General features: G+C 69.1%; 13 protein-coding genes. 6 read left to right on the forward strand and 7 right to left on the reverse strand.

The features are described from left to right. Positions 1 to 8 precede the first annotated feature (8 nt). A complete protein-coding gene (valS, locus tag CLV56_RS17455) occupies positions 9 to 2,606 on the forward strand; it encodes a valine--tRNA ligase (protein ID WP_039349159.1) in 2,598 nt (865 codons plus the stop codon). Positions 2,607 to 2,694: 88 nt separating this feature from the next. On the opposite strand, the gene CLV56_RS17460 is transcribed toward valS, so the two are convergent. Beyond that, on the reverse strand, positions 2,695 to 3,135 hold the full coding sequence (locus tag CLV56_RS17460) for a cupin domain-containing protein (protein WP_100415355.1): 441 nt from the start codon (positions 3,133 to 3,135) through the stop codon (positions 2,695 to 2,697). Continuing rightward, positions 3,132 to 4,295: a saccharopine dehydrogenase family protein gene (locus CLV56_RS17465; RefSeq protein ID WP_039349156.1), complete on the reverse strand. Its 1,164-nt coding sequence runs from the start codon at positions 4,293 to 4,295 to the stop codon at positions 3,132 to 3,134. Before CLV56_RS17465 ends, CLV56_RS17460 begins: the two co-directional genes overlap by 4 nt. Before the next feature lie 160 nt (positions 4,296 to 4,455). Here CLV56_RS17465 and CLV56_RS17470 point away from each other — a divergent pair, with 160 nt between their 5' ends. From CLV56_RS17470 to CLV56_RS17480, 3 genes are read left to right on the forward strand one after another with little or no spacing between them, the layout of a single operon-like run. Next, on the forward strand, positions 4,456 to 5,322 hold the full coding sequence (locus CLV56_RS17470) for a tetratricopeptide repeat protein (protein WP_039349153.1): 867 nt from the start codon (positions 4,456 to 4,458) through the stop codon (positions 5,320 to 5,322). A 54-nt stretch (positions 5,323 to 5,376) separates the two neighbouring features. Continuing rightward, complete coding sequence (locus CLV56_RS17475; RefSeq protein ID WP_039349151.1) at positions 5,377 to 6,237, forward strand: tetratricopeptide repeat protein; 861 nt, start codon at positions 5,377 to 5,379, stop codon at positions 6,235 to 6,237. Continuing rightward, the gene (locus tag CLV56_RS17480) at positions 6,234 to 7,517 is read left to right on the forward strand and encodes an ATP-binding protein (RefSeq protein ID WP_039349148.1); all 1,284 of its coding nucleotides are present in this window, start codon (positions 6,234 to 6,236) and stop codon (positions 7,515 to 7,517) included. The genes CLV56_RS17475 and CLV56_RS17480 overlap by 4 nt, the downstream gene beginning before the upstream one ends. Positions 7,518 to 7,575: 58 nt before the next feature. On the opposite strand, the gene CLV56_RS17485 is transcribed toward CLV56_RS17480, so the two are convergent. The 3 genes from CLV56_RS17485 to CLV56_RS17495 all read right to left on the reverse strand — a co-directional run bounded on the left by CLV56_RS17485 (position 7,576) and on the right by CLV56_RS17495 (position 12,610). Continuing rightward, positions 7,576 to 10,836 (reverse strand): type I restriction endonuclease subunit R, encoded by a 3,261-nt coding sequence (locus CLV56_RS17485; RefSeq protein ID WP_039349145.1) that lies wholly within the window; start codon positions 10,834 to 10,836, stop codon positions 7,576 to 7,578. Between the two features lie 131 nt (positions 10,837 to 10,967). Next, on the reverse strand, positions 10,968 to 11,462 hold the full coding sequence (locus CLV56_RS17490; RefSeq protein WP_039349142.1) for a DUF4411 family protein: 495 nt from the start codon (positions 11,460 to 11,462) through the stop codon (positions 10,968 to 10,970). Then, on the reverse strand, positions 11,462 to 12,610 hold the full coding sequence (locus CLV56_RS17495) for an ImmA/IrrE family metallo-endopeptidase (protein WP_039349141.1): 1,149 nt from the start codon (positions 12,608 to 12,610) through the stop codon (positions 11,462 to 11,464). Before CLV56_RS17495 ends, CLV56_RS17490 begins: the two co-directional genes overlap by 1 nt. 167 nt (positions 12,611 to 12,777) lie before the next feature. Between CLV56_RS17495 and CLV56_RS17500 the strand changes: the two genes are divergently transcribed. Further along, positions 12,778 to 13,107, forward strand: a complete 330-nt coding sequence (locus tag CLV56_RS17500) for a helix-turn-helix domain-containing protein (protein ID WP_039349139.1) — start codon at positions 12,778 to 12,780, stop codon at positions 13,105 to 13,107. Further along, positions 13,104 to 13,916 (forward strand): ImmA/IrrE family metallo-endopeptidase, encoded by an 813-nt coding sequence (locus CLV56_RS17505; protein ID WP_039349137.1) that lies wholly within the window; start codon positions 13,104 to 13,106, stop codon positions 13,914 to 13,916. Before CLV56_RS17500 ends, CLV56_RS17505 begins: the two co-directional genes overlap by 4 nt. Here the strand turns inward: CLV56_RS17505 and CLV56_RS21070 are convergent. Then, on the reverse strand, positions 13,873 to 14,445 hold the full coding sequence (locus CLV56_RS21070; protein WP_157805212.1) for a hypothetical protein: 573 nt from the start codon (positions 14,443 to 14,445) through the stop codon (positions 13,873 to 13,875). The two genes, CLV56_RS17505 and CLV56_RS21070, sit on opposite strands and share 44 nt — an antisense overlap. Next, on the reverse strand, positions 14,442 to 14,738 hold the full coding sequence (locus CLV56_RS17515; RefSeq protein ID WP_039349126.1) for a helix-turn-helix domain-containing protein: 297 nt from the start codon (positions 14,736 to 14,738) through the stop codon (positions 14,442 to 14,444). Before CLV56_RS17515 ends, CLV56_RS21070 begins: the two co-directional genes overlap by 4 nt. Between the last annotated feature and the right edge of the window lie 51 nt (positions 14,739 to 14,789).

Genomic DNA, 14,789 nt, shown 5'->3' on the forward strand with positions numbered 1-14,789 from the left:
CTTGGCGCATGAGCAACGTGCCCGAGAAACCCGCCCTCGAAGGCCTCGAGGCGAAGTGGTCTGCGCTCTGGGAGGAGCGCGGCACCTACGCCTTCGACCGGTCCAAGGCGCGGGAGCAGGTGTACGCCATCGACACCCCGCCGCCGACGGTATCGGGGTCGCTGCACATCGGGCACGTGTTCTCCTACACCCACACCGACCTCGTCGCCCGCTACCAGCGGATGAGCGGCAAGGAGGTGTTCTACCCGATCGGCTGGGACGACAACGGTCTGCCGACCGAGCGCCGGGTCCAGAACTACTTCGGCGTGCGCTGCGACCCGTCGCTGCCGTACGACCCTGACTTCACCCCGCCCGAGAAGCCGGACGCCAAGCGTCAGATCCCGATCAGCCGACGCAACTTCATCGACCTGTGCGAGGAGCTCGTCCAGGTCGACGAGAAGGCGTTCGAGGACCTCTTCCGCACGGTCGGCGTGTCGGTCGACTGGGACCACACGTACACGACGATCGGTGAGGTGTCGCGGGCGGCGTCACAGCGGGCGTTCCTGCGCAACCTCGCGCGCGGCGAAGCGTACAGCTCCGACGCCCCGACCCTGTGGGACGTGACGTTCCAGACCGCGGTCGCGCAGGCCGAGCTGGAGGCGCGTGAGTACCCGGGCCACTACCACCGCGTCGCCTACCACGGCGCCGACGGCCCGGTGTACGTCGAGACGACCCGTCCCGAGCTGATCGCGTCCTGCGTCGCGCTGATCGCACACCCGGACGACGAGCGGTACGCCGAGCTGTTCGGGACGACGGTGCGTTCGCCTCTCTTCGACGTGGAGATCCCGGTGCTGGCGCACCCGGCCGCGGAGATGGACAAGGGCGCGGGCATCGCGATGTGCTGCACCTTCGGCGACCTGACCGACGTGCAGTGGTGGCGCGAGCTGGAGCTGCCGACCCGCACGGTCGTGGGCCGCGACGGGCGGCTGCACCGCGAGGTCCCGGAGTGGATCACCTCCGAGGCGGGCGCCAAGGTGTACGAGGAGCTCGCCGGCAAGACGGTGTTCTCGGCGCGCGAGGCCGTCGTGGCCGCGCTCCGCGACTCCGGCGACCTCGACGGCGAGCCGAAGGCGACGACCCGTATGGCCAACTTCTTCGAGAAGGGCGACAAGCCGCTCGAGATCGTCTCGACCCGCCAGTGGTACATCACCAACGGTGGCAAGGAGCCGGAGCTGCGCGGCCAGCTGATCGCCCGCGGCCACGAGATCGACTGGCACCCGCCCTACATGCAGCACCGCTACACGAACTGGATCGACGGGCTGCACAGCGACTGGCTGATCTCGCGGCAGCGGTTCTTCGGCGTGCCGCTGCCGGTCTGGTACCGCCTCGACGGCGACGGCGAGCCGCTCTACGACGATCCGATCGTCCCCGACGAGGCCGACCTGCCGATCGACCCGCAGTCTCAGGCGCCGGAGGGCTTCGCCGAGGACCAGCGCGGCGTGCCCGGCGGGTTCGTCGGCGACCCCGACGTGATGGACACCTGGGCGACGTCCTCGCTGACGCCGCAGATCGCGGCCGGCTGGGAGCGCGACGACGACCTGTTCGCGCGCACGTTCCCGATGGACCTGTGCACCCAGGCCCACGACATCATCCGGACCTGGCTGTTCTCCCGGGTCGTCCGCGCGCACCTGGAGAACGGCGCGGTGCCGTGGGGCCATGCGCTGATCTCCGGCTTCGTGGTCGACCCCGACCGCAAGAAGATGTCGAAGTCGAAGGGCAACGTCGTCGTCCCGACCGACATCCTCGAGAAGTTCGGCGCCGACGCGGTGCGTTGGCGTGCCGCCGGTGCGCGCCCCGGGGCGGACTCGCCGTTCGACGAGGCGCAGATGAAGGTCGGCCGCCGGCTCGCGATGAAGGTGCTGAACGCCTCGAAGTTCGTGCTCGCCGCACCCGACGCGTACGGCCTGGGGGCCGGCGTCGACGATCTCGCACCCGAGCGGGTCACGGTGCTGCTCGACCTCGCGATGCTGCGCCGGCTGCGCCAGGTCGCGCAGGAGGCGACCGAGGCCTTCGAGACGTACGACTACACGACGGCTCTCGAGGTGACGGAGCGGTTCTTCTGGGACTTCTGCGACGACTACCTCGAGCTCGTCAAGGAGCGGGCGCGCCGCGACGACGAGGGCGGCACGTCCGCGCGCTCCGCGTTCGCGATCGCGCTGTCGGTCCAGCTGCGCCTGCTCGCGCCGTTCCTGCCCTACGTGACCGAGGAGGTCTGGTCGTGGTGGCGCGAGGGCTCGATCCACCGCGCTTCGTGGCCCGAGGCGGCGCTCGAGATCACCACGACGCCGCACGACCCGGCGCTGCTCGTCGCGGCCGGCGAGGCGCTGGCGGGGATCCGCGGGGCGAAGTCGACGGCGAAGCGGTCGATGCGCACCGAGGTCGACGCGCTGGTGATCCGCGGGTCGCAGCAGAGCCTGGACCTCGTGGAGCGCGCCATGGACGACGTCCGCGCGGCCGGCCGGGTGACCGGTGGGGTCGAGCTGATCGTCGATCCGTCGCAGGAGGGCGGCTCACTCGCGGTCGAGGCGCAGCTCGCCGAGCCGGAGGAGAAGCCGGCCGACGCCTGACAGGCGAAGCGGATGGCGGTGCGTTGTGACGAATGCACAGCCCGTCCATCCGTCGCCACGCACCGACACCGACCCGGGCCGTACGGCGTCAGCCGGCGAGCCGGAAGTCGGCGAAGTCGAAACCGGGACTCACCAGGCAGCTGACCAGCGCATCCGCGTCGGCCGGGACGGTGCGCTGCCAGGTCCCGGCCGGTACGAGGGCCTGCGGGAGCTGACCCGATCCGACGTCCGTCCCGAGCACGACCCGTTCGGCAGGCGCAGACGGCGCCGGCTGCTCGCCCGTGCCGCCGAGCTCGAGCGTCACGGTGCCGACGTTCGCGATCCAGACCTCGTCGGACGCGACCACGTGCCACGCCGACGACTCGCCGGCGCCGAGCGCGAACAGGATCAGCGTCGCAGCACCGCGCGTACGGCCGTCCGTCGTCGTCACCGTCTCCGGCGACGCGAACGTCTGGCGGAACCAGCCGCCCTCGGGGTGCGGCTGGAGGTCGAGAGCCTCCGCCAGGCGCGGCCGCGCGGTGCCGGTCACAGCGTGCGGAAGTACGGGAGCCGCTCGAGCAGCGCCTCGCCCATCGCCACCGCGGTGGTGACTTGGCCCGCGACCTTCGGCACGTCGTCGTACGCGAGCGCCATCAGCGACTCGCCGAGCATCACGGCGGTCTCGGTGTAGCCCGGGTCGCCGCCGCGGGCCTCGGTGACGAGCGTACGAGCGCCCGAGCCCTCCCCCGCGCTGGCATGGAAGCGCACCCGGAACCACGACTTCGCGCGGGTCTGCTCGCTCGGCCCCTCCCCCGGCGTCTTCACCCGCAGGAGCGCGTCGCGCAGCGGCGGAACCTGTGCCGCGCCCAGGACCACGGCGCCGCCGACCCCGGCGCCGACCACGGTCGTCAGCCGCTTCACGTGGGCGAAGTGGCCGTACCCGAAGTCGTCGCCGTACTCACCGAGCGCACGTGCAGAACGCAGGACGATCTGCGGGTCCAGCGTCGGCAACGGCAGCGCGTACCCGCCGTCGGGCGCGCGCTCGGGTCGTCCCGACAGCCCGCGGACGCGGCGCCCCTGCTGACGCGGCTCGGCCGCGCGGCGCTGCTTCGCGAGCTGCCGCGACTCCCGGAGCCGCGAGAACGCCCGGACCGCCGAGTGGTAGGTGCCGCCGGAGAACTGCGCCGACGCTCGCACGTACCCACGAACCCGGATCGGCGTCCCCTCGTCCGTCCCGGCCTCGCGCAGCGCCTTGATCGTGTTCAGCACGCCGATGTCGTACGGGATCGAGTCGAACCCGCACGCGTGCACGAGCCGCGCGCCGGTCCGTTCGGCCTCGGCGTGGTGACGCAACCAGGTGCGGTCGACGAACTCGGGCTCGCCGGTCAGATCGCAGTACGCGATCCCGGCGGCAGCCGCAGCAGCCACGGCCGCCTCGCCGTACTCGACGTACGGGCCGACCGTGGTGCCGAGCACGCGCGTGCTCTCCGCGAGGTCGCGCACCGCGGTCGCGTCGGACACGTCGGCCTCGACGACCTGGGGCACGTTGCCGCCGGCGTCGGCGACCGCCTGCGCGACCGCCTCCAGCTTGGCTCGGCTGCGACCGGCGATCGCCCAGGACGCGTCGTCGGGCAGATGGGCAGCGAGGTGCTCGGCAGTGAGTCGTCCGGCGAAACCGGTCGCGCCGAGCAGCGCGATGTCGTGGCTCATCTGCGCGAGTGTAGAGGGTGGGCCCGGTGCCGTCCGGACGCGCGTCTCGACATCGCCGTGGATCTCGACACGGCTGCCGCGGCTACCGTGCCACATCGAGATTCACCTCAAGTGACATCAGGTCCCGACACCTCCGAACCCTTTCGATAAGGTGCCGCGCATGCCCGCGACCGGAAGCTCGTTCGTCCGCGCCGAGCACTACCTCGACGTCGGCAACCCCCAGGCCTGCGTCGACGTCCTGGACGAGGTCGCGTTCGACCAGGACCCGGTGCGCGCCTTCGAGCTCCGATCGCTCGCCCTGCTGCGCCTCGAACGTCACGACGACGCGCTCGAGGCCGCGCACCAAGGACTGAGGCTCGATCCTGAGAACGCAGCGCTGATGTTCTATGCCGCCCAGGCAGCCGGCCGGCTCGGACGCCCTGATGCGGATGACCTGTTCGCCGCTGTCCTCCGCGTGGCCCCGGGTGACGCCGTCACACGATGTGCGTACGGGTTGTACCTGACGGCCGAGGCTCGCCTTCCGGAGGCGATCGAGCAGCTCGAGGCAGCCCGGGACCTCGAACCGAGCTCGAACGACGTCACCCTGCTCGAAGGCAGGATCGCCTTCCACCGGGGCGACTGGTCGACATGTCGAACCTGTGCCCAGGCGGTCCTCGCGGAGGATCCCGAGAACGTCGAGGCCCTGCTCCTCGATGGAGCCGCGGCGGACGAGCAGGGCGACATCGCGGGAGCCGCGCGCCGGATCAGCCAGGCTGCGGCCGCCACTCCCGACGATCGAGCACTGACCGGCGTCGCCCACGAGACGCAAGCTCAGGCCCACTGGATCATGCGCCCGTTCGTCCTGGTCACGAGGGTCGTCCCGTGGTGGTTGCAGATGGTCGCGATGTTCCTCACCGTCCGCGGGGTCCAGCTGAGCGGATCGGAACGGGCCTTCACGATCGTGCTCCTGCTCGCGCTCGCCTGGGGTCTCTACGGCCTCGGGGTCCCGGGCCTCCTCGAGCGACGATCCATGAGAGGCCGCCGATGAGCGGCCAGGTGGGGGTCGCAGTCCCGTCAGCAGTCGGACGATAGGGTGCCGCGCATGCCCGCGACCGGAAGCTCGTTCGTCCGCGCCGAACACTATCTCGACGTCGGCAACCCCCAGGCCTGCCTCGACCTCCTGAACGAGGTCGCTTTCGACGAGGACCCGGTCCGCGCCTTCGGGCTGCGGTCGCTCGCGTTGCTGCGCCTCGGCCGGAACGAGGAGGCACTCGAGGTAGCCGAGGCCGGTCTGGCGCACGAGGAGAGTCCGGCTCTCCTGTTCTACGCAGCTCAGGCGAGCGAGTCGATGAGGCGGCCCGAGACCGGGACGTACTTTCGGCGTGCGGTGGAAGCGTCCCCGTACGACGTTGCGATCGTCTGTCGGTATGGCTCGTTCCTGATCGACGCGAATCACCTCGATGAGGCCCACCGGATGGCGGCGACGGCCGAGCAGCTCGATCCGACCTCGACGAACCGGCTGGTGCTCGAAGGAGAGATCGCCCGCGCAGAGGAGGACTGGCCGCGATGCCGCTCCTACGCTCAGGCCGTTCTCGCCGACGATCCCGAGAACGTGCAGGCGCTCGTCCTTATGGCTGTGAGCGCGGATGCCCAGGGTGACTTCGACGGCGGCGCACGGCGGCTGGGCCAGGCGGCCGCCGCGAACCCCCAGGACCGAGGACTACGCAAGGCTGCACGGCGGGCTCAGGCTGCAGCAGCCCCCGCTCTGCGCCCGGTCCGGCTCGCCAGCGAGGCTCTGCCGTGGTGGGCCCAGGGTCTCATCCTCGTGATCACCTTCCGGATTGCGCGGCAGCTCCCGGCGCCGGCGAACCTGATCCTGGGCACCCTTGTCCTGAGCTGGGTGGCCTACTCATGGATCGCGACCGGTTACGTGGCGTTTCGCGGCAGGCGGAGCCGCCGATGAGCGACCGGATCGACGGGCTCCGCGACGCGCTCGAGGCGAGTCCCGGCAACACAACCATCCGTCTCATCCTCGCGGAGGCGTTGCGCGACGGGGGTGAGGCCGCCGAGGCGATCTCGCACTACGAGATCCTGCTGGCCGCGGGCGGTCTCACACCTGTTGACGCTGTCGCCGTCGCCCACTTCTCGCTGGACCACGGCCGCCTCGACGTTGCCCGCGGCTGTCTCGAGTCGGCTCGCGAACGCGGCGAGATCGACGGGATCACCGAGGCCGACGCCCGCCTCGCCGCCGCGATGGCCGCTATCACGCGGACGGGCCCTGCTGTCGAGTCCGATGCGCCCGGGGACCCGTTCGATCACCTGGCCGCGGGCCAGCTCGGCCCAGGCTCCGTACCGGCCGCCGAGCTGCTCCGCGAGGAGTCGGTACGCTTCGCCGACGTCGGCGGGTTGGAGGACCTGAAGAAGGTGCTCCACCGCCTGATCGTGATGCCGTACGTCCGCCCCGACCTGTACGCGAAGTACGGACGTCGCGCGGGCGGCGGCGTGATGCTGTACGGGCCTCCCGGCTGTGGCAAGACGTTGATCGCGCGGGCGATCGCGGGCGAGTGCGGGCTCCCGTTCTTCCCGATCCGTATCGAGGACGTCGTGTCGGAGTACTTCGGCGCCTCCGAGCGCAATCTCGCCGACATCTTCGAGCAGGCCCGCGCGAACGCGCCATGCGTCGTCTTCATCGACGAGATGGACGCGATCGCGTACAAGCGCCACCGCGCCGGTGGTGACTCAGCACGACGCCTGACGAATGTCCTGCTCCAGCAGCTCGACGGCGTCGGATCCGACACGACCGACATGCTCGTGGTCGGCGCTTCGAACGCTCCGTGGGACGTGGACTCTGCACTGTCCCGACCGGGTCGCTTCGAACGTCGTGTCTTTGTGCCACCCCCAGACGACGACGCACGGCGGGCGATCGTCGAGACGCTGCTGCACGGCATCCACGCAGACGCGTCCGGCGCCACGGCGCTGGCAGCCCGAACGGACTTCTACTCAGGAGCGGACCTGCGGGCGGTCGTCGATCGTGCGGCTGAGTATGCCATCGAGCATGCCCTCGACACCGGCGACGACCAGCCGATCGGCACGTCCGAGCTGCTCGGGGCCGCGGCCGAGGTGCGGCCAACGACACTCGACTGGCTGCGACGAGCGCGCGACTTCCTCGAGTTCGCGGACTCAGACGAGTGGGACGACGTTCGCACATTCCTCAAGAAGCGGCCGATCCGCAAGCGGCTGTGACCACGTCAGCGACACCGCGAACGGACGTCCCGCGTGCGGACTCGCGTCCGTCGGTCGCCTACTCGCTCGACTGTGCGTAGCGCGGCGCCATCGCCTCCATCTGCTCCATCACGAGCGAGATCGCAGCCGGCTGCTTGTCCGGCGGGTAGCCGTGCCGCACGAGCAGCCGCTTGATCGACGACCGCAGCTTGGCCCGGACGTCGTCGCGCACGGTCCAGTCCGTACGGACGTCGCGGCGCATCACGCCGACGAGGTCGCGTGCGATCTGCGCGAGCACGTCCTCGCCCTGCTCGCGGACCGCCGACTCGTTCTCGGCGACCGCGTCGTAGAAAGCGAGCTCGTCGGTGTCGAGAGGCGGGTCGAAGTGGCGCCCCCGGTCGGCTTCGTCGGCGACCTCCTTGGCCAGCGCCACGAGCTCCGCGATCACCTCGGCTGCGGTGAGCTGGGAGTTGGTGTACTTGCGCATCAGCTCGTCGACGCGGGCGGAGAACGCGCGGGCGCGCACCTGGTTGTGCGACGTGGCCTTCCGGGACTCCTCGGCGACGAGCGCACGCAGGGCCTCGATCGCCAGCTGCGGGTTGCGGGCGTCCTTCGCCTGGTCGGCGAACGCAGGGCCGAGCTGATCCAGCGTCGGGCGCGGCATCCCCGCGGCCTCGTAGATGTCGAGCGTCTCCCCGGACGCAGTCGAGGTCGCGATCAGATTGGCGAGCAGCCGGCGGATCTCGTCCGGCACCGGCTCTCCGCGGGACCGACGGTCCTCGGCGTCGTACTTCGCCATCCACACCCGGACCTCCTCGTAGAAGGCGATCTCGGGCCGCAGCTCGGACAGGGTCTGCGCTCCCCCGGCGAGCGCCCACGCGCGGGCGAGCTGCGCAGATGCACGGCGATACCGGTCGGCGAGGCTCTCCTCCCCTTCGGCGACCTGGTTGCCCGGGGTCGCGGGACTGCGCAGGTAGTTGACCGTGCTCTGGGCAGCCGCGAGGTACGCGCGCCTGCCGCCCGACTCCAGGGTCGCCTTCCAGTTGTGGTCGGCGAGCATCCCGCGGATCCGGTCCACCAACGTCTGCACCAGCGAGACGGCCTCGTCCACGTTGCGCCCCACCGGCTTGGTCTCGCGATCGGCCTGTGTGTACTCGGCGAGTGCGGCCTGGAGGTTGTCGACGAGCGGCGCGTAGGCGACCAGCAGGCCGTCCGGCTTGCCGCGGTACGTGCGGTTCACGCGTGCCAACGTCTGCATCAGGAGCGCGCCCTTGAGCGGACGGTCCAGGTAGAGCGTGTGCAGTGGCGGCGAGTCGTAGCCGGTCAGCATCATGTCCTTCACGATCACGATCTCGAGCGGATCGTCGGCGTCCTTGAGCCGGTTCTTGATCACCTTGTTGAACGAGTCGCGGCGCACGTGGTTCGAGATCGGCGGCTCGTCGCTCGCGGTCCCGGAGTAGACGACCTTGATGACACCCTGGTCGAGCTCGTCGGAGTGCCATGTCGGACGCAGCTTCACGATCGCGTCGTACAGGTCGGCGCAGATCCGCCGTGTCGCGCCGACGATCAGGGCCTTGCCCGGGGACTCGATGTACGGGCGCATCGCGTCCCGACGTCGTTCCCAGTGCGCGACGATGTCCTCGGCGAGTGCGTCGATCCGCTCCGGCGCCCCGTACACCGCGTTGACGACGGCGACGCTCTGCTCGATCCGCGCCCGTTCGGCGTCGTCGAGCCCGATCGTGGCCTCGTCGGCGGCCAGATCGATCTGCTCGGTCGTGACGTCGGTGGCGTAGTCGACCTTGATCAGTCGCGGCTCGAACGTGACGGGGACCGTTGCGCCGTCCTCGACGGCACGCGTCAGGTCGTAGATGTCGATGTAGTCGCCGAAGACGGCCTGGGTGTTGCGGTCGTCGAACGAGATCGGCGTCCCGGTGAACGCGATCAGCGTCGCGCGCGGCAAGGCGTCGCGGAGGTGCCGCGCGTACCCGTCCAGGTCGTCGTAGTGACTGCGGTGCGCCTCGTCGACGACCACAATGATGTTGCGGCGATCCGACAAGAGCGGGTGGTCTACGCCCGCGTCCCGCTCGTCGCGGCTTCGTCCGAACTTCTGGAGCGTCGTGAAGTAGATGCCCCCGGTCGTACGGCCCGACAGCTCGTCGCGCAGCTCGCTGCGCTTGCGGATCTGGCGGGGCTTCTCGGGGAGCAGCAGGCTCTTCTGGAAGCTCTCGTAGAGCTGACCGTCGAGCTCCCGACGGTCGGTGATGACGACGATCGTCGGGTTCAGCAGGCGTGGGTGTCGCAGGGTGAGCGCGGCGTACAGCTCCATCTCCATCGACTTGCCGGAGCCCTGCGTGTGCCAGACGACGCCGGCCTTGCCGTTGCTGTCGAGCGCGGCGACCGTGGCGGCGACCGCCTTGGTGACCGCGAAGTACTGGTGCGGCTTCGCGATCCGCTTGACGAGTCCTTCGTCGGTCTCGTCGAATGCGGTGTAGCTCCGCATCAGCTGGCCGAACCGCTCCTGGTTGTACAGGCCGTACAGCGCCGTCTGCAGCGCGACGTCGGTGCTCTCCGCTGGTCGAGGCGCGAGCGCCCCTCCTTCCGCCGGTCGAGGCGCGAGCGAACCTCCCTCCGCTGGTCGAGGCGCGAGCGGAGCGAGCGATCGAGACCCCTCCCCCACCGGCGCCCCGTCGTCGTCGACGTTCCACGGCGCGAAGTGATGCAGCGGTGTGAAGGGTGTCCCGTACGCGGCGGTGATGCCGTCGGAGACCAACACGAACAAGCAGAACCGGAACGCCAGCGGGAACTCGCGGAGGTACGTCTGGAGCTGGGCGTGTGCGCCCGCGAGACCGGTGTGGGCGTCGCCGGCCTTCTTCAGCTCGATGATCGAGACCGGCAGGCCGTTGCAGTACAAGACGACGTCGAAGCGGCGGTCATGTTCCCCGCGCACGATCTTCACCTGGCGGACGGCGAGCCAGTCGTTGTGACCCGGGTCGGCCGCGAGGAGCTGGATCGTCGGGGTCGTCTCGCGCCCGTCGGCGTCGACGTAGGTGATGCCGCGGTAGCCGTGGACGAGGTACTCGTGGAGTCGCTGGTTCTCGGTGATCGCATCCTGCGACCTCGCGGCGACGATGTCGGCCGCGGCCTGCTGGAGGTACGGCTGCGGGACCTCAGGGTTGAGCCGCTGGAGCGCTGCGAGGAACCGCGGGCGGATCACGAGCTCGTCCCACGAGTCACGCTCCCCCGACCCCGGCGCAATCTCCTGTCCGGTCCCGGTCGCCCAGTCGAGCTCGGCAAGATCCTCCATCGCGAGGTCTTCCCACTCGGCCTCCGACATCACCATCAGGCGTCCTTCCGTCGCTTCGTGCTGTCGGACCCATCTTGGCCGACTGTGGGCGCGGGAGGTCGTCAGACGGTGATAACCCGGGTGATCAGGGTTCCGCGCGGCCAGGACCGCGTAGGACGCACCTGGACCTAGGCTCGCGGGCCCAGAACCAGTCGTGCCTTCTCGATGCGGAGCATCTCGTAGGTCGTGACGTGCTTGACGCCGACGCCGATGCACGCATTGGGGATCTTGATCTTCTTAAGTGATGGCGAGAACACCTCGTGGGTGACGACAACGTGCTCGCCTGCGAGAGCCTGAGCCACGAGGTAGAAGTCTGCGACCTGGAGGAACGTGTTGACCGCCGATGGTTCGTAGCCCATCCCGGCCACCCAGGTCGCGACGGCGGTCAGACTCGCGCTGTCCGTAGCGTCCGCAGGCTCGAAGAACGTCGCGGGTCGCCCGGTGGCCCAGGTGGCAAGGTCGTCGCCACCGGCCTTCAGCTCGTCACCAACCTTCTCGATGGAGAGCACCACTCCTGCATCGTGGGCCTGGACGATCCAATCCCAGAAGCCGGGCGCGAAGTCCATGCCGTAGTGAAGGTTCTTCGCTTGGATGAAGACGTTGGCGTCGAGAAGGTAGGCCATCAGGCAACGCCCATTCGACGAGCGAGCTCCTCGAACGCCGCTTCCTTCTTGAATCCGAGCATCCGGAAGGCATCGCGGTAGAGGGTCCGACCTTCGAGCGTGTCTGCGATGAGCGCACGGGTGAATCGCTTGCTCGTACGCACGGGCTGGGTGTTGTAGAAGTTCCCTCCTCCGCCTCTGGAGGACGCCAACCTGAGGTCGGCGAGTCGGGCGCGCTCGGCTTCGTAGCGGCTCCAGTAGAACGCCCGACCGATGCTCCCGAGGTCAAGCAGCCGACGGAGGACGACGAGGGTGCTCACCCGAAACTCGGCCGCGAAAGCATCGAGCTCTGCAGAGTCGAGCGCGCCGAGATCCCGCTGGGTGAGAGAAGACGCGGGCACGAGCAACTCACCCGCGACCGCATTGCACCACTGCTCAGCGGCTTGCGTGCCGATCGAAGTTGGATCTGCGTCGTCGAGGGCGGAGCCGCCGAGCCACACGTGGGCGAGCTCGTGGGCGAGGGTGAAGATCTGAGCAGCTTTACTGTCGGCACCGTTGACGAACACCACCGGAGCCAAGCGGTCGACGAGCGCGAAGCCGCCGAACTCGTCGGGGTCGAGTGGCCGGTGGGTATTGCTTCCCACGATGCCGCTGACCATGACGAGGATGCCGAGGTCCTCTGCATGCTCGCTCAAGCGTCGGAAGGCCTCGCTCCAGGAAGGTCCGCGGCTTCCCACCTGGTAGGCGAGGGTCTCGCGAAGTCGAGCGCCTGCCTCGGCCGGATCCACATCGATGGTCAGAGAACCGACGATCTCGACTTCATCCTCGCCATAGATCACCGCGAAGTCGCGATACCACTCCTGGCGGGCCTCGCACGCGTAGATGGTGTCGAGCAGATCGGGGCTCGCGTGCTGCACAGCCCGCCCTCCCCGGGTCCGAAAGTCCTGGACGGGCAGCGGTTCGTCGGGGGGCTCGGGGAGAAACAGATAGCCGAATGGCGTGTGGGTGGTCTTGGCGAACCTCTCCAGCTGCTTCAGCGTGGGGTGGGTGGTGCCGGACACCCACTCGCTCAGCTTCGGAAACTTGCGCGCGAGATCTTCGGCGGGCAAGCCAGAACGTTCACTGGCCCACGCCAGCAGGTCGCCGGTCACAGCCACTGTTGCGCTCACCCTGCCATTCTCTCGGTTGCGGGTCGCGGATGCGCCATTTGGCCGACGCCCGTGTCATGTTGCGATTCACTCACACGTCACCGACAGCCTTGACCGTTCGGCGTCAATCCGCTTCCGTCCACCGATGCTTCCAGCTACGGTGAATCACAGAAGGTGGTGAGTGATTCATGGCGATCTCTGGACGTTTAGGCAGGCTGCGCGAGGATGCGCATCTCTCGCAACGCGCGCTGGCGGAGGCCTCCGGTATCTCCCAACCGACGCTTTCGCGGATCGAAAGCGGAGCCCGCGAGCCGCACCTCGGCGAGCAACTGGCACTCTCGGCAGCCCTCGGGCTCACGCTCGACCAGCTCCGCGGCACCTCTCCGGTCGCCGAGCGGGTGACGTGCGCGGCGCGTGCGACGGGCGACGCCACGATGACGACCCTGCGCGACAAGCTCGTCGAGTATCTGGAGCTTGCCGACTACCTCGCCGATCAGGCGATTCCCGAGCCCACGTGAGCAACGAGCACGACGGGCGCCTGCTCGCCCAGCAGTTCCGGGATGAGAGCGAGCTTGGGAACGCCCCGATTCGCGACCTGATCGACCTCGTGGACTCGAGGTGCGGTGTGGACGTCGCGATCGTTCCGGCTGAGGCTGACGAGCACGGTATGACCGTGTCAGACCCACAGCGGCGCCTTCGGATGATCGCAGTCGCGACGACGACGAGACCTATGCGACAGCGAAGCACGATCGCACACGAACTCGGTCATGTTCTCGCTGACGACTGTGCACCCGCCGCCGGGAACGGCTGGGCGGAACGCAGCGACGAGGAAATCCGGGCGGACGCGTTTGCGCGGCACCTCTTGGTCCCGATCACCGCGCTTAAGGGCCGCTTTCCCGAATCGCGACCGCTGACGGAGGCCGACCTGTCGTACGTCGTCCGGATCTTCGGCGCATCGCCGATGATCGCGGCGATTCAACTCTACGGCGCCGGCCTCATCGACGACCGAACGAAGAGCAGTTGGAAATTGCTCACCACCCCGGCGCTGGCCAGCCGGTTTGGGTGGCGTGACGAGTACACCGCCCTCCAAGCAGAGTCGCGGACACCGCGGCCTCCCCGCCGACTCACCGCCTGGGCTACTGAGGGATACATCGAGGGCGTGGTGTCGATCGAGACCGTCGCACGAGTTCGCGGGCTCTCGACCGACGAGGTCCGAGCCGAGTTCGCCGACGCCAGGATCGAGCCTCGGCCTGCCGTTCCACCCGGGGCTCCCCTGAGCGCATTCAGTCGCGATGTCGACCTGAGTGAGTTGGATGACGATGGGTGAGCCGGTCGTCATCGACGCCGGCCCGGCGCTCAACTTCTTCGCCACGAACAGCGAACGCCTGATGTTCAGCGTCGTCGGCCAGATCGCCGTGCCCGAGACCGTGGTGGGCGAGTTGCTCGGGAAGGCGCGACTTCCGCGGTTCGCGCATGCGGAGAAGGTGTGGCGCAAAGTCCAGCCGACGAAGCTGGTTGAGGTCCTCGATGACGATCCCGACGACGACGCTCTTGACCGGGCGGTCCGCCGTCTGAGCAGCATGCCGATCGAGCAGAGACTGCGCCATCCCAAGGACGCCGGCGAAACCATGGTGATCGCACATGGTGTCGTCCGTGCCGAAGCGGGCGCCGACATCGTGCTGCTCATCGATGACGGAGGCGGTCTCGACCTCGCCGCGCGCGAGGCCGCCCGCCTGCAGAGGCTGGCGAGGTCGGATGACCGTACGGGCGCCTCCGCGAATGCGACGACGGCTTGCCTCCGATCGGGGCGACGGACCTGCTGTCGGCGGGAGTCTGGCAGTCTCCGCCGGATTCATGAACGGTCCAGCGGCTCCGGAATGTCGGCCCGTTGCGCAAGTGACAGGTCGGCGTCTCGACCGAGCGCCCAGAGGTAGTCGGCGAGCGTGTTCACTCGCACGTTGCCGTCCCCGCGGAACACCTGAGTGACCGCGGACTTCCGAACGCCCAGCTTTGCCGCCAGCTCGGTCTTCGACATGCCGCTCTCTTCCAGAGCCTGATGGAGCAGCTTCAGGGCTTCGCACCTGAGGCGTGCCGCAGCGAGATCTCGGGCGCCGTCAGGGACCGACGTGATCCTGTCGCGGAGGGTCATCCCGGCACGGTGACACGACGAGGGTGTTCAGTCAAGACTGAACTGATTGGC

It is taken from the genome of Mumia flava, assembly GCF_002797495.1.
GTDB classification, from domain to species: Bacteria; Actinomycetota; Actinomycetes; order Propionibacteriales; family Nocardioidaceae; genus Mumia; species Mumia flava.